Source organism: Candidatus Nitrosopumilus sp., from assembly GCF_040878665.1.
Classification (GTDB): Archaea; Thermoproteota; Nitrososphaeria; order Nitrososphaerales; family Nitrosopumilaceae; genus Nitrosopumilus.
Genome location: NZ_JBBDLU010000009.1, coordinates 75,294 through 94,500, shown reverse-complemented (window position 1 = coordinate 94,500; position 19,207 = coordinate 75,294). Strand labels below are relative to the sequence as shown.

General features: G+C 33.1%; 27 protein-coding genes. 13 read left to right on the top strand and 14 right to left on the bottom strand.

What is annotated here, in order from left to right; all coding sequences use genetic code 11:
* Positions 1–19: 19 nt before the first annotated feature.
* From WDZ98_RS10130 to WDZ98_RS10110, 5 genes are all read right to left on the bottom strand, one after another.
* Positions 20–229 (bottom strand): hypothetical protein, encoded by a 210-nt coding sequence (locus tag WDZ98_RS10130; protein WP_368057754.1) that lies wholly within the window; start codon positions 227–229, stop codon positions 20–22.
* Positions 230–408: 179 nt separating this feature from the next.
* Positions 409–2,082: a dihydroxy-acid dehydratase gene (gene ilvD, locus WDZ98_RS10125; protein ID WP_368057756.1), complete on the bottom strand. Its 1,674-nt coding sequence runs from the start codon at positions 2,080–2,082 to the stop codon at positions 409–411.
* A 69-nt stretch (positions 2,083–2,151) separates the two neighbouring features.
* The gene (locus tag WDZ98_RS10120; RefSeq protein WP_368057758.1) at positions 2,152–2,763 is read right to left on the bottom strand and encodes a transcriptional regulator; all 612 of its coding nucleotides are present in this window, start codon (positions 2,761–2,763) and stop codon (positions 2,152–2,154) included.
* Between the two features lie 50 nt (positions 2,764–2,813).
* Positions 2,814–3,443 carry a response regulator gene (locus tag WDZ98_RS10115; protein WP_368057760.1) on the bottom strand — a complete coding sequence of 210 codons (630 nt, stop codon included), beginning with the start codon at positions 3,441–3,443 and terminating at the stop codon, positions 2,814–2,816.
* 342 nt (positions 3,444–3,785) lie between these two features.
* A complete protein-coding gene (locus WDZ98_RS10110; protein WP_368057762.1) occupies positions 3,786–4,127 on the bottom strand; it encodes a hypothetical protein in 342 nt (113 codons plus the stop codon).
* A 129-nt stretch (positions 4,128–4,256) separates the two neighbouring features.
* Between WDZ98_RS10110 and WDZ98_RS10105 the strand changes: the two genes are divergently transcribed.
* The gene (locus tag WDZ98_RS10105; RefSeq protein WP_368057764.1) at positions 4,257–4,631 is read left to right on the top strand and encodes a hypothetical protein; all 375 of its coding nucleotides are present in this window, start codon (positions 4,257–4,259) and stop codon (positions 4,629–4,631) included.
* A 231-nt stretch (positions 4,632–4,862) separates the two neighbouring features.
* Here WDZ98_RS10105 and WDZ98_RS10100 read toward each other — a convergent pair whose 3' ends face one another.
* Positions 4,863–5,231, bottom strand: coding sequence for a response regulator (locus tag WDZ98_RS10100; RefSeq protein ID WP_368057766.1), 369 nt, complete (start codon positions 5,229–5,231; stop codon positions 4,863–4,865).
* Positions 5,232–5,287: 56 nt separating this feature from the next.
* Between WDZ98_RS10100 and WDZ98_RS10095 the strand changes: the two genes are divergently transcribed.
* From WDZ98_RS10095 to WDZ98_RS10080, 4 genes are all read left to right on the top strand, one after another.
* The gene (locus WDZ98_RS10095) at positions 5,288–6,865 is read left to right on the top strand and encodes a porin PorA family protein (protein WP_368057768.1); all 1,578 of its coding nucleotides are present in this window, start codon (positions 5,288–5,290) and stop codon (positions 6,863–6,865) included.
* A gap of 359 nt (positions 6,866–7,224) precedes the next feature.
* Positions 7,225–7,518, top strand: coding sequence for a winged helix-turn-helix domain-containing protein (locus WDZ98_RS10090; RefSeq protein WP_368057772.1), 294 nt, complete (start codon positions 7,225–7,227; stop codon positions 7,516–7,518).
* 108 nt (positions 7,519–7,626) lie between these two features.
* On the top strand, positions 7,627–8,385 hold the full coding sequence (locus WDZ98_RS10085; RefSeq protein WP_368057774.1) for a transporter: 759 nt from the start codon (positions 7,627–7,629) through the stop codon (positions 8,383–8,385).
* 231 nt (positions 8,386–8,616) lie between these two features.
* On the top strand, positions 8,617–8,826 hold the full coding sequence (locus WDZ98_RS10080) for a hypothetical protein (RefSeq protein ID WP_368057776.1): 210 nt from the start codon (positions 8,617–8,619) through the stop codon (positions 8,824–8,826).
* On the opposite strand, the gene WDZ98_RS10075 is transcribed toward WDZ98_RS10080, so the two are convergent.
* Complete coding sequence (locus tag WDZ98_RS10075; RefSeq protein ID WP_368057778.1) at positions 8,819–9,415, bottom strand: protein-disulfide isomerase; 597 nt, start codon at positions 9,413–9,415, stop codon at positions 8,819–8,821. The genes WDZ98_RS10080 and WDZ98_RS10075 overlap by 8 nt on opposite strands.
* A 379-nt stretch (positions 9,416–9,794) precedes the next feature.
* On the opposite strand from WDZ98_RS10075, the gene WDZ98_RS10070 reads away from it, so the two are divergent.
* Positions 9,795–10,202, top strand: a complete 408-nt coding sequence (locus WDZ98_RS10070) for an HIT domain-containing protein (protein WP_368057780.1) — start codon at positions 9,795–9,797, stop codon at positions 10,200–10,202.
* Here WDZ98_RS10070 and prf1 read toward each other — a convergent pair.
* Genes prf1 through WDZ98_RS10055 form a run of 3 tightly spaced genes read right to left on the bottom strand, consistent with a single transcriptional unit; the run spans position 10,195 to position 13,010 of the window.
* A complete protein-coding gene (gene prf1, locus WDZ98_RS10065; RefSeq protein ID WP_368057782.1) occupies positions 10,195–11,475 on the bottom strand; it encodes a peptide chain release factor aRF-1 in 1,281 nt (426 codons plus the stop codon). The two genes, WDZ98_RS10070 and prf1, sit on opposite strands and share 8 nt — an antisense overlap.
* Before the next feature lie 54 nt (positions 11,476–11,529).
* Complete coding sequence (locus WDZ98_RS10060; RefSeq protein WP_368057784.1) at positions 11,530–12,174, bottom strand: DsbA family protein; 645 nt, start codon at positions 12,172–12,174, stop codon at positions 11,530–11,532.
* 59 nt (positions 12,175–12,233) lie between these two features.
* Positions 12,234–13,010 (bottom strand): response regulator, encoded by a 777-nt coding sequence (locus tag WDZ98_RS10055; protein ID WP_368057786.1) that lies wholly within the window; start codon positions 13,008–13,010, stop codon positions 12,234–12,236.
* Between the two features lie 145 nt (positions 13,011–13,155).
* On the opposite strand from WDZ98_RS10055, the gene WDZ98_RS10050 reads away from it, so the two are divergent.
* Positions 13,156–13,371, top strand: a complete 216-nt coding sequence (locus WDZ98_RS10050) for a CbtB domain-containing protein (protein WP_368057788.1) — start codon at positions 13,156–13,158, stop codon at positions 13,369–13,371.
* Between the two features lie 4 nt (positions 13,372–13,375).
* Here WDZ98_RS10050 and WDZ98_RS10045 read toward each other — a convergent pair whose 3' ends face one another.
* The gene (locus WDZ98_RS10045; protein WP_368057790.1) at positions 13,376–14,011 is read right to left on the bottom strand and encodes a DUF4443 domain-containing protein; all 636 of its coding nucleotides are present in this window, start codon (positions 14,009–14,011) and stop codon (positions 13,376–13,378) included.
* A 79-nt stretch (positions 14,012–14,090) separates the two neighbouring features.
* On the opposite strand from WDZ98_RS10045, the gene WDZ98_RS10040 reads away from it, so the two are divergent.
* The 5 genes from WDZ98_RS10040 (at position 14,091) to WDZ98_RS10020 (ending at position 16,062) form a co-directional block, all read left to right on the top strand.
* A complete protein-coding gene (locus WDZ98_RS10040) occupies positions 14,091–14,306 on the top strand; it encodes a CbtB domain-containing protein (RefSeq protein ID WP_368057788.1) in 216 nt (71 codons plus the stop codon).
* Positions 14,307–14,315: 9 nt separating this feature from the next.
* Positions 14,316–15,044: a CbtA family protein gene (locus WDZ98_RS10035; RefSeq protein WP_368057792.1), complete on the top strand. Its 729-nt coding sequence runs from the start codon at positions 14,316–14,318 to the stop codon at positions 15,042–15,044.
* A 70-nt stretch (positions 15,045–15,114) separates the two neighbouring features.
* On the top strand, positions 15,115–15,444 hold the full coding sequence (locus WDZ98_RS10030; RefSeq protein ID WP_368057794.1) for an ArsR/SmtB family transcription factor: 330 nt from the start codon (positions 15,115–15,117) through the stop codon (positions 15,442–15,444).
* A gap of 8 nt (positions 15,445–15,452) precedes the next feature.
* Positions 15,453–15,803 carry an ArsR family transcriptional regulator gene (locus WDZ98_RS10025; protein ID WP_368057796.1) on the top strand — a complete coding sequence of 117 codons (351 nt, stop codon included), beginning with the start codon at positions 15,453–15,455 and terminating at the stop codon, positions 15,801–15,803.
* A 97-nt stretch (positions 15,804–15,900) separates the two neighbouring features.
* Positions 15,901–16,062 carry a hypothetical protein gene (locus WDZ98_RS10020; RefSeq protein ID WP_368057798.1) on the top strand — a complete coding sequence of 54 codons (162 nt, stop codon included), beginning with the start codon at positions 15,901–15,903 and terminating at the stop codon, positions 16,060–16,062.
* Between the two features lie 192 nt (positions 16,063–16,254).
* Here the strand turns inward: WDZ98_RS10020 and WDZ98_RS10015 are convergent, their stop codons facing one another.
* Genes WDZ98_RS10015 through WDZ98_RS10005 form a run of 3 tightly spaced genes read right to left on the bottom strand, consistent with a single transcriptional unit; the run spans position 16,255 to position 17,753 of the window.
* A complete protein-coding gene (locus WDZ98_RS10015; protein WP_368057800.1) occupies positions 16,255–17,280 on the bottom strand; it encodes a DUF1297 domain-containing protein in 1,026 nt (341 codons plus the stop codon).
* Between the two features lie 23 nt (positions 17,281–17,303).
* Positions 17,304–17,513 carry a hypothetical protein gene (locus tag WDZ98_RS10010; protein ID WP_368057802.1) on the bottom strand — a complete coding sequence of 70 codons (210 nt, stop codon included), beginning with the start codon at positions 17,511–17,513 and terminating at the stop codon, positions 17,304–17,306.
* 51 nt (positions 17,514–17,564) lie between these two features.
* On the bottom strand, positions 17,565–17,753 hold the full coding sequence (locus WDZ98_RS10005) for a hypothetical protein (protein ID WP_368057804.1): 189 nt from the start codon (positions 17,751–17,753) through the stop codon (positions 17,565–17,567).
* 112 nt (positions 17,754–17,865) lie between these two features.
* Here WDZ98_RS10005 and aspS point away from each other — a divergent pair, with 112 nt between their 5' ends.
* Positions 17,866–19,176: an aspartate--tRNA(Asn) ligase gene (gene aspS / locus WDZ98_RS10000; protein WP_368057806.1), complete on the top strand. Its 1,311-nt coding sequence runs from the start codon at positions 17,866–17,868 to the stop codon at positions 19,174–19,176.
* Positions 19,177–19,207: the final 31 nt, after the last annotated feature.

Genomic DNA, 19,207 nt, shown 5'->3' with positions numbered 1-19,207 from the left:
TATACCTTTAATTAATTTCCTATGGATTCAAATTTTTAAAATCTAAACATTTTGAATCAAACTCGTTTAGATATTTTTTAGCATTAATTTTTTGGTCTATGATGTATAATTCACATGTTTCTGAATCTATTAATTGATTAGAATTGCTATTACTTGATACTTGTAATGCCAGAATGCATACTAGTACAATGATGACTATTATTGCAAATTTGTTTGAATAAATGTTCACTGTTTTTCTTTAACTATTATGAACTTAAGTTTAATCTAATGCTTGTTTGAATGGATGTATTTTTTAAGAAAACCTGTAGTAGACAACAGTAGTATGATAAGCATAATGTTATTTTTTTCTGTTATCTCTGAAGAATATCTTAGATTGAGATCTATAAATCTTATGGATAAATCGTTCATCTATGGATTTGCAGTTGTAATTGCACCTTGTGCGGCTGAGCCTACAAGTGTTGCATATTTTGCAAGAGCACCAGATGTGTAGTTTGGTTCTGGTTTTCGCCACAATTGTTTTCTTTTTACTAGTTCTTCTTCTGAAACATGAATGTCTATGATACATGTTTCAGTATCTATTGTAATTTCATCTCCATCTTTGACTAGTGCTATTGGGCCTCCCACATATGCTTCAGGTGCAACATGTCCGACCATGAATCCTCTAGTGCCTCCTGAGAATCTTCCATCAGTAACCATTGCTACTTTTTTGCCTAATCCTTGACCTACTAATGCTGCAGTTGTTGCAAGCATCTCTCTCATACCTGGTCCTCCTTTTGGACCTTCATATCTAATTACTATAACATCTCCTTCATCAACATCTCCTTTGGCAACTGCATCAAATGCATACTCTTCTCTATCATACACTTTGGCTTTACCTGTGAATTTTGTCATTTCAACTCCTGCAGTTTTAATTACTGCTCCATCTGGTGCAAGACTTCCTTTGAGTACAACTGCGGTTCCTACTGAATGTAATGGATTTTCTATTGGTCTGATAATTGATTGCACTGGTTCTGGAATGGTCATTGAATCAAGATTCTCTTGCATCGTTCTACCGGTAACTGTAATACAATTTCCATTTAGTAATCCTTTTGATGCTAATTTTTTGAGAACAAATGGAATTCCACCGATTTTATCAAGACTGTTCATCACATAACTTCCGCCAGGTTTCATATCTGCAATATGTGGTGTCTTTTTTCTAATTTTCTCAAAATCATCATAAGTTAATTTGACTCTGGCTTCATTTGCCATTGCCAACAAATGTAATATCCCATTTGTAGAACCTCCAACTGCGTTTAACATAATGATTGCATTTTCAAATGCGTCATACGTCATAATGTCTCTTGGTTTAATGTTTAGTTCTAGTAATTTTGCACATGCTGCACCTGTATCGTACACCATTTTGTTACGTCTGGCATCTTCTGCAGGAGGACTGGCACTTCCTGGTAATGCTATCCCAATAGCTTCGGAGATTGATGCCATTGTATTTGCAGTAAACATTCCACCACATGATCCTGAACTTGGGCAAGCAGTGTTTTCAATATTTTTTAACATTTCTAAAGATATTTGACCTGCATCATATGCCCCTACAGCTTCGTATACATCAACTACTGTTAGTTCTTTACCTTCTAAAATTCCTGGCATGATGGTCCCACCATAAACAAACACTGATGGTAAGTTTAGTCGTGCCATTGCCATCATAGTACCGGGTAAACTTTTGTCACATCCTGCAATACCTACAATTCCATCATATTGGTGTGCTCTAACCATCAATTCTATTGAATCTGCTATAACTTCACGAGAAATCAACGATGATTTCATTCCTTCATGACCCATCGCAATTCCATCACTTACTGCTATTGTAGAAAATATTCTTGGGGTTGCACCGTTTTCTGCCACTCCTCTTTTTGCTTCTTCAGCAAGTGTTGGAAGTAAGATGTTACACGGTGTTGCTTCATTACCTGTATGGCAAACACCGATGAATGGTTTACTAAGATCATTATCGTTTAACCCCATAGCTTTGTACATTGCTCTGTGTGGCGAGCGTGCTGTTCCATCTACAACATTTTTACTAGAAATCTCCATAATACGTAAATTTTAGATTGCTATAATTTAAGATTTGTATTTTACAATCCCTTGATGCTAAATCAGATCTTATTTGCCATACACTGTCTGAAGAACAGTACTGTTTGCAATTACTTCTTGCGTGAATTGTACATTGACAGTTATTTTGTTGTTAAAATCAATATTTACATTATCAAAGAGTGATTTGTACTTGTCAACTGTTCTTTGATTTGCAGTATACTCATGTCCAGATTTTATCAACAATCCATGCTCAATTAAAAAATTAATTTTTCTGTATCCAGATGTGGTAGGAATGTGCAATTTTTCTAAAATTTCTGTAATTGTCCATGGCTCACCAATAGAAGAATTGAGAATTTTTGACATTTCATCATCGCCAAATGCCTTGAGGATTGTCTGACTAAGTACAGGATCAGATATTGTGAATCGATTCTCAACTTTGTCTTTTTTAGACTTGATGCTACAAATACGGTCCATGAATTTCTTCTCTAGATCTTCAGCACCTGCTCCAAAGAATTCCCGCAATACAGAATCAAGTTTTGTAAATTCCTTTATTGATTGTGTAATTGATGTGCCATATTTTTCAAACAGACGGTTCTGTATGCTGCGATATGTGGTATCGCCCAAATTATCACGTATCATATTTTCAAGGGATGATGCAAAAAAAGTATCTATCTCAGCCATTATGTTCACCTGTTAATACTTTCATATTAATTCTTATAGGAAAGACACGCTCAAACATGCACAATCTCCGATAATTTACGAATATGACTGGTATCATTTTGCATGACCAAATCAAGGGCTCTTTGCATTTCCTCTTCATGTGGCTGTAAAGTTTTTTGTGTGGTTACTATCTCGCACTCCTCAATAACAGGTAATCGTTTAAAGTTTCGATATTGGGGATATGTCACAGTACACAAATAATAGTTAATGTCATCTTGGAATTTGTAACGGATTTCAAACGGTAAAATAGGATTGCCTTCAGAAGATAGAACTACATCTATGATTCGTTTTATTTGAGCAACATCAAATGGCTTGCTAATTACTGGCACGTGCAACAAATCAAAGAGGTTAGAGTGTATTGCGTCAAGATTTCCTGTAACAACTACTAGATTAGCATCAGGATTCAAATCCTTGATGGCTTCGACTGCATAATAGCCATTGTATATTGGCATCTGCAAATCAGTAAAGACGATATCAGGGTTGTGTTTTTCATACAAGTTGACTGCGTCTTTGCCATTATTACCAGTTGCAAGAACATTAACGTTAATCATATCCAACAAGTCACAAAACACGTCAATAATATTCTGATCATCCTCAATGATGATACAGTTGAGCTTTCTGAGAGTTGGACTGTCTTTCATATGTTACATAAAATAATACATTCATAATTTATATAATTTTCGTAACTTGTTAATTCCATATTTGGGAATTTCCATAAAATGTATGTGAATATTTAAAATTACATTTTAATAAATACCGCAGCATTACAAAATAATCATGAAATATTCATTTGATGAGAATCCATTCCAGCGATCTGAGGTGTCCATATCCATAAAAGAAATTATTAAATGTCAAAAATGTCTCTCAAATGACGTTCTTTGCTGGTTTCATACAGAGTCATTAAAAACAAGCGTTATCATCGATGTGCAAAACTGGATTAATGACAGCAAAACAATTCAAAAAAATGAGATTTTGCGTGATTTTTAATATAGTTTCACTACTATTTGTTTTGCAGAAATGATGTCATCCTTGTCATATGCAATGATGTAAAGAAGAGCATTGCCGTTTGCAAACGCGGTAATGTTGTGCAGTATTATTTTATCATGAGTTGTTTGCTCTGAGAGGTTAGGAAAACAGCTCACACATCCTATCTCATAATGAGATATACCGTCATCATGATTCCAAATTAATTTAACTGAAATTTCAGAACTCTCAGACTCAAATGGAATTGCATTGACATCCTCCAATGGTTGAGCATGTGCAACATTTATGAAAGCAAATACAAAGACACTAGCAATTACGCCTAACAGAATTTTAGAATTCATTTGAATCTCTACTTATCATAATGTTTTAGTTTTATCTTTTAAGCATGTCGCAGTATTCATACGTTATTTAATTCATAGATCAATGCAAAAAATTTGAGCAATTAAATATGATGCATGCATAATTGAACCATGGAAGAAGATGCTATCCGATTTTGGATTATTCCAATCATATGTTTAGTTATTGTAATGGGATTTTTTGTTTTTTCAGTAGATTATAAAATAAACACAATTTTTCCTAATGCCGAACTAGAAAGACAAGAGATGAAAGAAATGTCTTGCCCTGAAATTCTACTAAAAGATTCTTCAAATAGATATTGGACTTCAGAAAATGCCCAGATAGGAAAAGCCAAGGCTCTCAGTTGCGAGGGTCCGCAAGAAAGTCAAAGTTCTGGTCTTAGTCCATATGTTGAGTTTTGTACTCCGGGAGGATTTGCACCTGTTAAAAAAATTGAAAACAGCACTTACTTATTTAATCATGATACATGTGTCTGGGATTTGAGATAAACCCTTTTTGTTCTTTTATTCTTGGGATTAAGTAAAAATCTGTTTTCATTTCTTGCTATGTCTGAGAGGTTCCTATCACATGTATTGTCGTTACATTCTCTTCCAATGTGATGTTCATTCTATCTAGGAATATTTTTAATAGAATAATTACACTATTAATGTTCAGAATATTTTGCTTGTGAGAGTAGCTTCAGCGTAGTTTTTTTGATTTGAAAATTTGAAAAGATTAATCTATTTTGTATTAATTCTGTACTTTTCAGTTAGTACTTTTTTTATCTCATTTTGATTAAATGGCTTGTAGATTATCTCAGAGATATTCAGATCATACAGTCTTTGCTGTGTCTCTGATGAGACATCTGCAGTTATGGCAACAATTTTTGCATTCGAATCAATCTCTTTTATTTTTTCAATTCCATAAAACCCGTCATATTTTGGCATCATGATATCTGTGAATAGGATGTCTGGTCGATGTATTTCATACAGATTTACTGCTTTACCGTCATGTCCTATTGCTAGTATTTCCAAGCCCATAAGCTCCAAAATATCAGATAATACCTTTGTAATGTTATAATCGTCATCTACTATGATACAACTGATCATGATTACGACATACCATATCATAATATAAACAAAAGTATGTTCATATCCAATATAATTTGGATTTGTTTTTTAGTGGGACAACTACTAAAAATTATGACGTGATTTTTAATTTCAAATCAAAACTTGTTATAGGATTTTTAATAATTTTAACAGTAATTACAATATATGAAATATCCGTATATGAGATAAAAAAAATTCCTTTAGACTACAAGTTAATTTCAGAGCACGAGGGTGAAGACAGGATACTTGAATCCCTTGATGGAAACCTGTCTGAACCATTTCTAATTCGTGAGACTTTGAGACAGTACGTTACAAATGTGACAGGAGACATATTGGAAATCAAGGCCACGATTGTTGGAATAGACCCTACAACAAACAACATTGTCTTTAATAGTGAACAGACTTTTTTTGTTGATAGAGATTCAAGAAAGCATGCACAGACAAACGAATATTTTGCATTTCCGCCAAATGTGAAAAAACAAGACTATGAGTTTTTTCATCCAATGATATTTACCACTACAACTTTTGTTTTTGAAAAAACAAACAAGATAGATGATCTTGAAGTGTATGACTTTTCGTGCAGGTATGCAGGCATTGATGTGTCTTCCGCTTTCCCACAATTTACATCAAAACAAATACTTTCTGATGGAAAATGCATGGTTTCAGTAGAGCCTGTAACTGGCATGGTTGTATCGTTTTCCAAGGACTGGGATGACTATTTTGTTGATGAAGGTATACGCGGAGCGCAGGTGGAGTTTGGAGGCAAGCGCACAACTGATTATTCTGAATCAATTCTTGTAGATAGTGCCAAGTCTACAAAATCACTTTACCACTTTTTTGATGTTGTGCTGCCAGTACTTGTTGGTATAATCGGAATTATTGCATTATTAGTAATGATATTGTTTGAAAAAACAAAAAACCAGACAAGAATGATACTTCAGGCCCAAAACGACCTGATAAAAAAAGAAAAATTATCTATACTTGGTGAACTAACTTCAAGAATTTCACATGATTTGAGAAATCCGCTCAGCGTAATTCAGTTGACAATTGACAGTATGGAATCAAGAATCGATAAAAAATTAGATCCAAAACTAGATGAATACATTCCTATCATTCGTGATGCAATGTTAAGGATTAATCACCAAATAAGCCAGGTCTTGGGATTTGTCAAGACCCCTCTTCCTGAAATGAAACTGGTATCAATTTTAGCAATATTACAAGAATCTATTGCAAGTACAAACATTTCAAAAAACATTACAGTTGAACTACCAGAAAATGATTTCTCATTAATGGCAAATAAAATTCAGTTGCAGGCAGCATTTGTAAATCTCTTCTCCAATGCCGCTGACGCAATTGGAAAAAACGGTGGAAAAATTACCATACGTGCAAAAAATCAAAACAATAATCTGATCTTAGAGTTTGAGGATTCAGGAGAAGGTATATCAAAAGAGAACCTAGAGAAAATTTTTGAGCCTTTATTTACTACAAAGCAGCAAGGGACTGGACTTGGACTGGCAAGTGTCAAATCAATTATCGAGATTCATGGTGGAAGTATCTCTGTAAGTTCTCCTCCAACAGTCTTTACAGTAATAATTCCAGAAAACGCTGAAAAACTTGCAAATAATATTGGTTAGATAGTATCAAACGACATTAAGCGATGACCTAATTACAATAAACAACAAAAACTCAAAAATGGTTTAAAATCTTCTAAAAATACATTACCAATAGTATGTATCAGAGAGAAACTTTCAATATTCATGCAAGAAAAAACATTGGAATTATTGAAACAGGATATTCTAACATATTGGAAGGATTTGAAAGAGGGAGATTTTATGAATGATGAATTCTTAAAGGAACTTAACGCATGTATTGGTTATTACAATGAGTATAAGCGTGGACAATTAGTAAAAACAAAATAAAATTAAAACCGTAAAATAATTATGTCTGTCTATTAAAACAAATTATAAGAGATGAGTTTTATTAGTAACTAATTATGACTGTAAATCATAAAGTAATTGAAATTTTAAAAACTAAATCACTAGTGCCAACCTTTGATCCAAGCATGAAAACCTTGATGCGCATAGTAAAATTTATGACTGAAAATTCATCTGGAGGAAAAACCCAGCTAGCACTTGATACTAAACTAAACTATGCAAGACTTGCAAAACACATTGTATGGATGGAGAAAAAGGGCCTTGTTGAATCTACAATAGACGAAAATAAAATCAATGTTGCTTTAACTGAAACTGGTAGAGATTTTGCTAAAATAATCTCAAAAATTCTTTGATATTCAGTTAATGATACTGACAAATTTGTCTGCTATCCTACTACATGTGTTAATCAAACACTCATTCATGTCAGCGCCGCTTAATACGATATATTCAATTATATCATCATGACAAAAACAAAACAACTTCTAATACTTCCTGTATTAGCAGCATTAATTTCTGTTTTAGCTTTTTCTGCTCAAGATGCAGCAGCATTAACTTTTACAGTCAATGATAAAATATCCTGTGAATCTCCAGCAGTAGGTGGAACATGGAACTCTATTACTTCCACATGTGCAGTTGCAACTCTTGTAATTGGACCAACTGACACACTAGTAATTGCATCAAATGTTAATTTTAACATTGGAACAATAACTAGCAGCGGTGTAATAGTCAATAACGGAACAATTAACATTGCAAGTGGCGGTGTAATTACAACTTCTGGTACCTTTATCAATAACGGTGTTATTGATAATGTCAGCGGTACAATAACAAATAGTGGACCATTCAATAACTTTGGTGAACTAACTTCATCTGGTACAATCACTAATGGACCTACGGGTGTTATACAAAACAGAGGTCACATGACTAGCACCGGTGTAATCACATCATCGGGTGCAATCCAAACAAACTGGGGTAGTGTATTGATTAGTAGTGGCACCTTTACCAACTCATTGAATTTGGTCAACAACGGCAGCATCATGACTTCTGGTACATTTACCAACAGTGGTCCAGTTATGAACATAGGTGACATCCTAAATCAAGGCTTGTTTACCAATAGTAACACAATCACAAATTGGGGAGGAATATTCAACCTATGTGGTGGATCAATCACAAATTCAGGAACGATAGCGGTACGCACAGTAATAGACATCTGTGCAGCTTAAGATAAACACGCTATCTTTTTTTATTTTTTTTATTAATTTTTTTAAATCTCATTTCATACCTATCTGTATCCATTTCTATCTCCAAAATGGTGGCGAATCTATGTGGTGTTTAAATGAAAACTACCAAATAATTTTTAAATGTAAATTATTAGATTAGAATCTAGGCTTTGTTGATATTATCTATTTGAAAAATTTCATTGAGTTTAAATTGTAAATATTTTGGATTATTTTATGGAACAAAAAACTCTGGAATGTCCAGTATGTAAAAGCAATAAAGCTGAGATTGCAGGAGAGAATGTCAAACTTAGTGGACGATTTGAAGATAAGGAATTTCTTACTACTGAACTCACTGTTTTAAAATGCACAAGATGTGGATATTATATGCTATTTGATAAAATGGCTCAATTCACAACAAAAGAAGAATCTGAAAATTCTATTTAATTAATTCTTGATTGTCTAATTGTAACAAATATGATTCAATTTCTTCAGGTGTCTCAGAACCAAACACAACTAAGATTCTATCTCCTTCCATAATCTCATAATTTGTTATGTCTGATACTTGTTCTCGATTGATGAAGAACTTTAGTGTATATTCGTCATTAGTACAAAATGATTTTCCATCTGGAAATACATAACATTGATCATCTATACCAATACCTATGGTGTCAAACAGATATCCTAAATTCACACCTGTAGCGTGTTTGTGAATTGTGGTTCCATCATTTCCTTCAAAATGAATCCAAGATGATTTGATTTGGAAAGCTGGACTGGAAAATTCAAACGTATCTCCAAAAATCTTCACCAAAATTGCTGCGTGTGAATGCTCACTGCCTAATGCGCCTGCATTTTCTGGTCCACCTGGTGCTGTTTCTGTCATGTTGATAAATATCCAACTTGCATATCCTACAATTAATGCAATTCCAACGAAAACTCCAACTGCAATTAATGTCTGTTTTCTTTTTTCATTCGAATGTTTAGTAGCATAGTTTTCACGTTTTTCTTCACGTTCACGCCTTTCTTTTCGTCCCATTGGATAGTAAAACTCTAAAATTTACCCTAATTAACTATTCGACACTTTCTATGTAAAACTCGCAATATTTTTTGAATATTGAATCACACATTTTATGATGTGTTGGCGTTTATGAAAAGAGTCAACCTTTGATCGATATTGTTGTTGACAAGGTACTTTGTATTATTATTCAAATCATAGTCTATGTGAGTTGCAAGGAAGGATTTATTCATGATTTTGTGTGGTTTGAGATATTATCATCAAAAAGATGCATGCATTGTGGCCAAGAAGAAATCTAGGAATATAGGATTTACTTTTTACAGTTAGGTTGTCTGTCTGTTCTTAGATCTGATTATGTCTAACTAGAAACAATAAATAAAATTACAAGATGCATCTCTTTATGGGTTGTATTTTTTGTGACATTTTAGAAGGAAAGAAAGATGGTCATTTTCTATATGAAGATGAACATCACGTAGCATTTTTAGATAAATATCCTATAGATGTAGGTCATAGTTTGGTAATTCCAAGAAAACATCATGAAAGAATCACTGATATGGATTCTCAAGATGTTGGAAATGTGTTTGCCATAGTTCCAAAAATTGCAAAAGCCATTCTAGATGCAACCGGAGCTGACGCATTTAGTTTGGGCCAAAACAATGGAAGGGCAGCAAAGCAAATCATTCCGCATGTTCATATTCATATTATTCCAAGATACAACAGTAAAGGAACAGTCTGGACAAAGCGCCAAATATCAACTGATGAGCAATTGTTAGAACTTGCAGCAAAAATCCGTGCTTTTCTTATTTAGAGTGTCCTGGATTATATCTCAGGATTGCACCTACTTTACCTAAACTTGCAAGCATATTGCCATGTTCTGCACTTCCAGAAATGACCTCTAATCTAGTTCCTGTTTTTGCTGCAAGTAATTCTAAATAGTCTACAATGTCTTGTTCGTTAGCTTCAACTTCCATGGAATTACATCCTGGACATGGGTTGTTTGCAAATTGTGTTTTTTTTGGAATGACTAGTGGTCTTTCAACTATTTCCTCTTGAAGATGTTGACATCGTTTACATTTTCCTTCTATTCGATTCAAGTTTGTGTTATCTGTAATTAGTAACACGTCAACAACATTGTTTTTTAGATATTCTATGACTTCTTTTAATCCATATGATCCCTTTCCAGTGTTATTGTTAATTTCTCTAAACAAATCTTCCACCATCTTTTTTTCTTCTACCATTCTAAAATCTCCTAAAATGTCGGCAGATTTTACAAAAGCTTCTCGTATTCCCTCAGCACCTGAATATGATGCATCAATAGTGTTTATGATGTTGTTTTGTAATCTATACTCTAAATAATTTCCATTAATGAAATCTTCTTTTGTATGTCCCGGACCTGAAATTATCAATCCTTTCACTGGATAAATGTCAATAAAATACTCTCTTGTAGTCTGTGCAACTCTGTTGTAAAAATAACTTAACTCCATCTCTCTGAGTTTTTGGAATCTCTTTGCTGATTGACCCCCCTGCCTGTGTTTTCCTGCTACTCCAGACCCTGTTTGCCCTAACACTTCGATTTTATCTCCGTGTAATAATCCCCATCCTGCATCTTTAGCATCAATTGCTAAAAACCCTATGAGGTTGTCATCTTTTAACATGTCTTTTAGAATGTCTACATGAAAATGATCATCGCATCTGTACAAATATTGATTCAGGTCTTTTGGAGGATCAACCTCCCACACTGTCACAACTTCACTTCCAAGTGGTCCTCCTTCTTCTGGTGGTAATGCTCCGCAGAACACCACTAGACCTCTTTCTGGTGTTTTTTTGTATAGTTTTAATCTCTGAATAACTTTACCAAGTGAATCAACAACATGTGATCTTGTTAAATCTGATTTTATGTTATCTGCAGTTCCTTGTTCTTGTTGTAGTGAGCTGATAATTTCATGGAGTTGCTTTCCCTTTGGAATATACACTGTGATGAGCTCTGTGCCTCTGCCTGATTTATGAGATAATTCTTCAAGTGTTTTTCTGATTTTATAGAGTTTGACTGAATCTTGTTTCTCTACGTTGATTTTTTCCATTTCTCCTCTTACTTTAATATGCGAATATTAATTGATTCACTTCTGATTTCAAAATTACATTTCATCAAAGGTTTTGAGAAACACTTCTAGAGGTTGATTCCCTCTTATTTTGATAATTTTTTCATCATTGAAGACTAAAAATGATGGTGTGGCATCAATTCCGATCTCTTTTCCAAATTCATGTAATGTAGTTACTTTTTGTTCATATTTTTTTCCATCAAGGCATTTGTTGAATTCATCTAAATTCAAATTTACAGTATTTGCAAATTTTTCAAGCGAATTTCTTGTTATCCAGCCTGTTCTCTCGCCTCCCCAATTTTTGTATAGTTCATCATGATATTGCCAGTATTTTTCTTGATCTTGAGCACAATATGCTGCTTGTGCTGCAAGAAATGAATCTGGTCCATTTAGGGGAAAGTCTTTAAAAACTAATTTCACTTTACCTGTTTTTATAAAATCTTCATTAATGATATCTAAAGTACTTTGGTGAAATTTGTAGCAAAATGTACATTGATAATCTCCCCATTCCAGTATTGTAATTGGAGCGTTTGAATTTCCAAGAATTGGTGATCCACCACTAATTAGTTTTGTAGTTGTAAGTAAGTTTGAGTCTGTTTCTGATTCAGGATAAAATGCCAAAAACACTCCAGTAACAATTCCAATTATTACTGGAATTGCTAATAGGTAAAATTTTGTCATTATGGAATTGTAATCAGTTCACCGTAAATATCTTATCTATTTTATCTGAACTTTTGTGATTAAATATGATTTTGTAATATGATCATCACTTCAGAGAGTTTTTGACTAATGTCTTTTTCCTCTTGATTTAGATTAATTTTTTCTAATTTTTCAAAAATCGCAGAATTATTTATCATATAGTCTAACACATCTAATGAAAATGGTTTTTCAATTACTGCAATTGCCTTGTTGAGTTTTGTTAATACTTCTAATAGTGTTTTTTCAAGATATCCTGACGCAAAAATTATTTTTTGTTGAGGATTGATGTTTAAAATTTCTACTGCAGCTTGCAATCCTGTCATAAATGGCATTTTCTGATCAAGTATCACAATATCAAAATGACTCTCTGCTTGTTCTGAGGAATTTTCTTTTTTGTATATGTCCACGCATTTTCTACCGTCTGTCGCTGTTGTTACTTCTCTGCCTCTGCCTTCAAGAAATGTCTTGTATAATGTTAAAATTTCTGGTTCATCATCTGCAATTAGAATTCTCAACGATTTTTTTTGAATTTTTTCTTCTTGATAGATATTTTCAATTCCAATTTTACTTATTTCTAATTTGATTGGATCTAAGATCTTTGATTCTGCCAATCTTCCAAAGACACTTTCTGCTAATGATGCAAATAACTCATAGTTTGTTGTGATTTCTTTTTCTTTTTTTCCAGAAATTTTTGTCATTGTTTGCATAATTGATTTGTATCCGTTTGCACCATACAGATCAACAAGTTCTCCCTGAATGATCTCAGAAATTTGTCTTTCATACTGTATGTCGTTATTTTCTGTTCCTAAATTTCCCATTTTACAAAATTTTATGGAAAAAATGAATCAAAAAGACACGTATGTTAGATCTGAGAATAACAGTTTTTTTATGCCTAAATTTTGACTTTTTATTGATTCTGACATTATCCAAGAGCTTAAATATATTCAGAGAATCATGTTTTTCATGTCAGAATCACAACAAATCAATGTATCAAAATCAAGTGTTTCAAAAATAGCAATTCTGGCATTATCAATAATCTTTGCAGTAGGATTGTTTGTTGTTGGATTTGATCAAGGGCATATCTTTAGTCTAGTTTATGGTGAACAAGCATTCACTGACCTTTACATTCATGAGCTTACCCACGATATGAGACATGCCGCAGGATTTCCTTGCCATTAGCTCACTATTTTTCATTTCTTAAAGTCCATAATGCTGTATTGATTGCTGATATTTCTGCTACAAATTTATCATCTGATGATGTGATAATAATCACATCTCCATCCTTTGGGTCTAGTGTCTTGATTAATTCTTCTTTAGTTTGAAATTCATCTAAAAAACAAACCATGTTGTCTCCTGAAAAAACAAACTCATTATTTTTGAAGACAAGTGTCAATGAATCACTTGCTCCATATAGAATAGCATAGTCACGTTGTTGCATCCCATTTCCTAGGTTTGAAACATATTCTTTCTTTAATCTGATTGCATAGTTGTATTTTCCATTAGTTATGTTGCAGTTTTTTATGAAATTTTGTGAAGGTATAGCTCTGCAAAATTCTGTAGCAAATTTCATTCCTTTTTTTGTAAGAAACGTTCCTGATTTTATCGAGGATACTATTCCATATTCTTTCAAATGTGAAATTAGTGTTTTCACAGCTCCTTCTCCTAAATGGATTTCTTTACAAAATGTTGCACGACTAACATATTTTTGATCATTAAAACAAAAAATTGATTTCAATACATGTGGTGTGCTAAATGTTAATACTCTGCTTGATCCTTTCCGTGTGACTATATTCTGTAGTGTTTTGATTTCTTGTTCCACAAAAATATGTTAATTTCATAGTATATAAATTGGATAAAACATCCAACTGTTTAAATAATGTCTGAAAATATTTTACGTATTGTCAGAATCACAACAAATCAATGTATCAAAATCAAGTGTTTCAAAAATAGCAATTCTGGCATTATCAATAATCTTTGCAGTAGGATTGTTTGTTGTTGGATTTGATCAAGGGCATATCTTTAGTCTAGTTTATGGTGAACAAGCATTCACTGACCTTTACATTCATGAGCTTACCCACGATATGAGACATGCCGCAGGATTTCCTTGCCATTAGGTGTTTGATTTGAAAACAATCTTTTTCATAACTATCGTTTTAATATCTGGCGCATTTGCTGGATTAATCCATGGCACTGTAAATTTTACAATTGTAGAACCATATCTGGATGAAGCAATAGGAATTGAAAATCACAATTTGTTTGAATCTGGTGAAGAAGAAGACACTCCTAAATTTTGGGTAGAATATGAGGAATATCGAATATGGCAAAAAAGTGGACAGATTTTAGCCGGTATCATTCTAGGAACTTCAGTCGGCGCCCTTTTTGGAATAGTGTTTTTATTCTCTAGAAATTCTCTTCCTGGAAATCATGATGTAAAAAAATCCGTTTTACTTGCAGGAATTATGTGGATTACTTTGTATTTCATACCTTTTCTCAAATATCCTGCAAATCCACCAACTGTGGGTGATGGCGAAACAGTAGTTCTTAGAGCAATTTTGTATCTTTCTTTTATTGCAATCTCTGGAATAGGTGCTCTAGCATTTTACAAACTATCAAAGAAATTTAAAAACAATAAAAAATTTGTATCTTTAATTGGTTATGGAATTTTCATTAGTGCTGTCTTTTTCATAATGCCTGAAAATCCTGATGAAATTACCGCACCTATGAATTTGGTAAATGAATTCAGATTCATGTCCGTCTTGGGGGTTTCATCTTTTTGGATTTCCGTTGGAATTATTTTGGGATTGTTTTGGAATAGATTTGAATCTGAGAAAAAAACTATAAAATATTCATAATTATTCTAACTCTATAGAATGAGAACAATGACATCTCGTTTAAATATATGACCCATATTTCTGATATTTGATGTCTAGAAAATTAACATTACCTCAATTAAAAAAATATGATATTACTCAAAGAGTGATTGAAGCCTTGGCTGATTCTGAATCTCGTGCAATTTTATTTTCAATCATAAAAAAAGGAAATACTGCCGCTGAACTTTCAGATAAATTAAAAATTCCTCTTAGTTCTGTGTATAAAAAATTAAATGATCTTGAAGAATTGACACTAATTGAAGTTGAAAAATGGATGCTGTCTGATAAAGGTAGAAAATACAAAGTCTATCGAAGTAGGATTAGCAAAGCTGACATTTCCATTAGAAAACCTGATCCTGTTCTTACATTGATTCCTAACTGAGTGATTTGATGCAAAATCCTAACATTATTCAATTATCTGAATTTGATATAACTCAGAAAATTATTGAAACTTTGAGTAATGTGTGCACAAGATCAGTGTTATTTTCAGTTAAAAACGAATCAAAAGATGCAACACAAATAGCTGATGAATTAAAAATCTCACTTTCAACTGTTTACAAAACTTTGTCTACTTTGGAGGATTTGGCACTTGCTGAAGTTGACAGATTTGTTATTTCATCTGAAGGTAAAAAAATCAAGCTGTATCGTAGTAGAATAGGTAAAGTCGAAATTACTATGGATGACATGGAACCTAGTTTGAACTTGTATTCTAATACCTCAAATCCTAAATCTGCTGCCTAACGTTTCAGTATTAAAAAATAATTACAATGTTGGCTTTTTTCCATTTTTGAAACATTGGTGATAATATTATATAGAAAAATTTTGGATTAAAATTAACATGAATATCTGTAGTGAAGCCCATACACCAGTTTACAAAATAACTTACAAAGGTGCAAAAGGTAGTAAATACAAACCTGAATGGCTAGTTTGTGAAAATTGCCATGAAAAAAAATATTTTGGAGCTTTTGATGTTGTCTTGAATATTGAAAAACTTTATTGATCTTGATTTTCATCTGATGTTCATTCTAATAGTTTAGAATCAAGACATTCTGAGATTGCCCAAAAGTATTCTTACTCAATGATCTGAAATTGGTGGATTATTCTAGCCTTACATCTTCTTTGAAGATCATAGATGCTGTAAGACAAGAATTAGAAGTGTCTGAAAAGGCTGCAGTTCTAATAGAGTTATAGATTATGTTGTAATCTTCTCTAACTGATTGGATTCTGTGGCAGTTTTTACTTCTCTTGCTATTCTTTTACCCATACTCATTGTCTCATTAAACAGTAATGAATAGTATGGAGAGCCATCCATGTAGATATTACTTCCTGCAACAATCCTTGCAGAAAACTCAAACGATGTGAATTTGGCATTTTCATCATAAACACCTTCTATACAAAACGGACCGTTCATTCCAGGTGCCACTATTCTTTTAGCAGCTTTTACAAAATTTTCTCCCATATTATACACTTCATCTAATAATGATTCGCGTAACACTAGAGGACTATTCCCAATGACGTTAAATGAAGGAACTTTGTTTGATTTTAACTGTTGTTCTGCAGGAATTCTTCCTAATCCTTCAATATCTGATTCATGTCTTTGATCAACTCCAAAGAATTCTAACTCTTCTTTCAACGGAGAATAGAAAAATGTCAAATATGCCAAAACACCAGCTGCATATTCTTGAATGTAAAGTGTTTCGTCTTTTGAAATCACTCCTTCTATAATTAACTGATTTCGTTTTGTATTGTAATCATTTTCATTTGCTGCCATAAAGTATCCTTTGCCACCAGCTGCTCCTTGTCTTTTTACAATGACCAAACTTTCAATATCTTTAGGATCACTCACTGGTTTTGGAACTGGAAGATTTGCTTCCTTCATTAATTTTTCTTTCATTACTCTATCTGATTCCCATCTTAAAATCCATTTGTTACCAAAGATTGGAGTTTTAATTGACTCAATCTCTTCTGAACTCATCTGTGCAATTAATGTTCCATGTGGGATTAGCACTGCATTATTTTGTTCAAGAATTGATTGACATTTTTGATCAAGAACTTCTTTGAAAGAATCTACAAGTATTAGTTCATCAATAAATGGAAATCTACGATATAGTTTTTCGCGTTTGTTTTCACATATCAGAATGGTTTTCAATCCTTCATCTTTTGCACCTTTTAGGACTTGTAATGAACAGTGAGAGCCTAGAGTTGCTATTGCTGTCAATAGTGTAGATATTACTTTGCACTTTATGAACTATGTGCGGAGGAGACATACTGGAATATTTCATCTATCAGCTCTGTGCTTAGTTCTGATTTGATATCTTCCGGTATCACTTTTAACACAAAATCATACATTGATGTATTTTTAGGTAAATTGCCTCTTTCTTGTAACAGTGAAAAAACTGCAATACCATTTGAAATAATTGCCACCATTTTTTCCTTGTTTGAAAGTGTCATAACTTTATGAATAATTATGGTGATTTAATATAAATTCGACTTAGAATTTGATTATATGATTGATTTATCTAGTTTGGATATTTGTAGAATCTGAACTACTGAATCATGATTAAACACATCTAATTCTGTTTTGACATCATGTCCTTCTGCTACCTCAATTGACTGTTGTGATGCATGATGTCCTACATATGCTCCAGTGATTATGAACATTGCAATAACTAGGCCGATTAAGATATTCATGCTGTTTTGATGTGGATTTTTTGTTGGCTATAAGCATTATGAAAATCAATGTAATGGTTCATTATTTTGTATAAAAATTAATTACACCATGATATCTGGAATAAAGTAAATTATGATTAAAACTGATTTAGGAACTTTACGTCGATCTCATTACTCTGATGAAATCAATTCTTCCATGGATGGGGCTGTGGTTACTGTCATGGGTTGGGTCTTGACAATTCGTGGACATGGAAATATCAGTTTTGCAACAATTCGTGATAAAAATGGCGATATATCCATTGTAGCAAAAAAAGGGGATTGTCCTGATGACATTCGTGAAAAAATATCTTCACTAAAATCTCATTCATCAATTGCAGTTATTGGAAATGTAAAATCCTCTGAAAAGGCACCTAATGGATATGAGATTGTCCCAACTGAATTACGAGTTTTCTCTGATGTTCAGAAAATTCCTCCTTTTGAGCCTACAGTAAAAACTGTAAAAAATATTGACACTAGATTAGAGGTTAGACCTATTGATCTTAGACGTGATGTATTACAACATATTTTCAAAACTCGAAGTCTTGTCTTACAATCAATTAGAGAATATTTTGCAAATCAAAATTTTGTTGAAATCAACACTCCCAAAATGATTGCAACTGCAACTGAAGGAGGCGCTGCACTGTTTCCAATATTTTACTATAACAAAGAAGCGTTTTTAGCTCAGAGTCCGCAATTGTATAAAGAACAATTGACAATGAGTTTTGAAAAAGTATTTGAAATTGCACCCATCTTTAGAGCAGAACCATCTAGAACAAATCGTCACTTAGCTGAAGCAATTTCTATTGATTTGGAAGAAGCGTTTGTTGATTACAATGACGTGATGAATAGAATTGAAGAAATTATCAAAGTTTCTATTCAGACTGTACATAATTATGTCAAAGATAATACTGGTGCAGAATTTGTAGTTCCTTCCATTCCTGAAACAATTCCAAGATATTCTTATGATGAGCTGATTGACAAAATGCAAAAAGCGGGGGCAAAAACTGAATGGGGAGATGACTTGTATCCATCAAACCTCAAAAAGATTGGCGTTGAAGGATTCTATTTCATAAAAGATTGGCCTCTTGCTCCAAAGCCATTTTATGTTAAAGACAGTAAATCCAATCCCAAAGTTTCTGAATCTTTCGATTTGATGTTTGGCGATTTAGAATTGTCCTCAGGTAGTACAAGAATTGAAAAACGTGATGAGTTAGCTGAGAGAATGAAAAATAAAGGGATGAACACTGATGCGTTTGAGTATCATTTGGGTGCATTTGATTACGGTGTCCCACCACACGCCGGCTGTGGAATTGGTTTAGAGCGACTGATAATGGCACTTACTGGCACTGAAAATATTCGAGATGTAACATTTTATCCAAGAGATGTCGATAGGTTAACCCCGTAATTCTCGACCCCTTTTTGTAGCTTAATGGATA

Excerpts from the sequence above, each read along its gene's own strand:
- ilvD (WP_368057756.1), bottom strand. The coding sequence starts at position 2,082 with ATGGAGATTTCTAGTAAAAATGTTGTAGATGGAACAGCACGCTCGCCA.
- WDZ98_RS10120 (WP_368057758.1), bottom strand. The coding sequence starts at position 2,763 with ATGGCTGAGATAGATACTTTTTTTGCATCATCCCTTGAAAATATGATA.
- WDZ98_RS10115 (WP_368057760.1), bottom strand. The coding sequence starts at position 3,443 with ATGAAAGACAGTCCAACTCTCAGAAAGCTCAACTGTATCATCATTGAG.
- WDZ98_RS10110 (WP_368057762.1), bottom strand. The coding sequence starts at position 4,127 with ATGAATTCTAAAATTCTGTTAGGCGTAATTGCTAGTGTCTTTGTATTT.
- WDZ98_RS10105 (WP_368057764.1), top strand. The coding sequence starts at position 4,257 with ATGGAAGAAGATGCTATCCGATTTTGGATTATTCCAATCATATGTTTA.
- WDZ98_RS10100 (WP_368057766.1), bottom strand. The coding sequence starts at position 5,231 with ATGATCAGTTGTATCATAGTAGATGACGATTATAACATTACAAAGGTA.
- WDZ98_RS10090 (WP_368057772.1), top strand. The coding sequence starts at position 7,225 with ATGACTGTAAATCATAAAGTAATTGAAATTTTAAAAACTAAATCACTA.
- WDZ98_RS10085 (WP_368057774.1), top strand. The coding sequence starts at position 7,627 with ATGACAAAAACAAAACAACTTCTAATACTTCCTGTATTAGCAGCATTA.
- WDZ98_RS10080 (WP_368057776.1), top strand. The coding sequence starts at position 8,617 with ATGGAACAAAAAACTCTGGAATGTCCAGTATGTAAAAGCAATAAAGCT.
- WDZ98_RS10075 (WP_368057778.1), bottom strand. The coding sequence starts at position 9,415 with ATGGGACGAAAAGAAAGGCGTGAACGTGAAGAAAAACGTGAAAACTAT.
- WDZ98_RS10070 (WP_368057780.1), top strand. The coding sequence starts at position 9,795 with ATGGGTTGTATTTTTTGTGACATTTTAGAAGGAAAGAAAGATGGTCAT.
- prf1 (WP_368057782.1), bottom strand. The coding sequence starts at position 11,475 with ATGGAAAAAATCAACGTAGAGAAACAAGATTCAGTCAAACTCTATAAA.
- WDZ98_RS10060 (WP_368057784.1), bottom strand. The coding sequence starts at position 12,174 with ATGACAAAATTTTACCTATTAGCAATTCCAGTAATAATTGGAATTGTT.
- WDZ98_RS10055 (WP_368057786.1), bottom strand. The coding sequence starts at position 13,010 with ATGGGAAATTTAGGAACAGAAAATAACGACATACAGTATGAAAGACAA.
- WDZ98_RS10050 (WP_368057788.1), top strand. The coding sequence starts at position 13,156 with ATGTCAGAATCACAACAAATCAATGTATCAAAATCAAGTGTTTCAAAA.
- WDZ98_RS10030 (WP_368057794.1), top strand. The coding sequence starts at position 15,115 with ATGTCTAGAAAATTAACATTACCTCAATTAAAAAAATATGATATTACT.
- WDZ98_RS10025 (WP_368057796.1), top strand. The coding sequence starts at position 15,453 with ATGCAAAATCCTAACATTATTCAATTATCTGAATTTGATATAACTCAG.
- WDZ98_RS10020 (WP_368057798.1), top strand. The coding sequence starts at position 15,901 with ATGAATATCTGTAGTGAAGCCCATACACCAGTTTACAAAATAACTTAC.
- WDZ98_RS10010 (WP_368057802.1), bottom strand. The coding sequence starts at position 17,513 with ATGACACTTTCAAACAAGGAAAAAATGGTGGCAATTATTTCAAATGGT.
- WDZ98_RS10005 (WP_368057804.1), bottom strand. The coding sequence starts at position 17,753 with ATGAATATCTTAATCGGCCTAGTTATTGCAATGTTCATAATCACTGGA.
- aspS (WP_368057806.1), top strand. The coding sequence starts at position 17,866 with ATGATTAAAACTGATTTAGGAACTTTACGTCGATCTCATTACTCTGAT.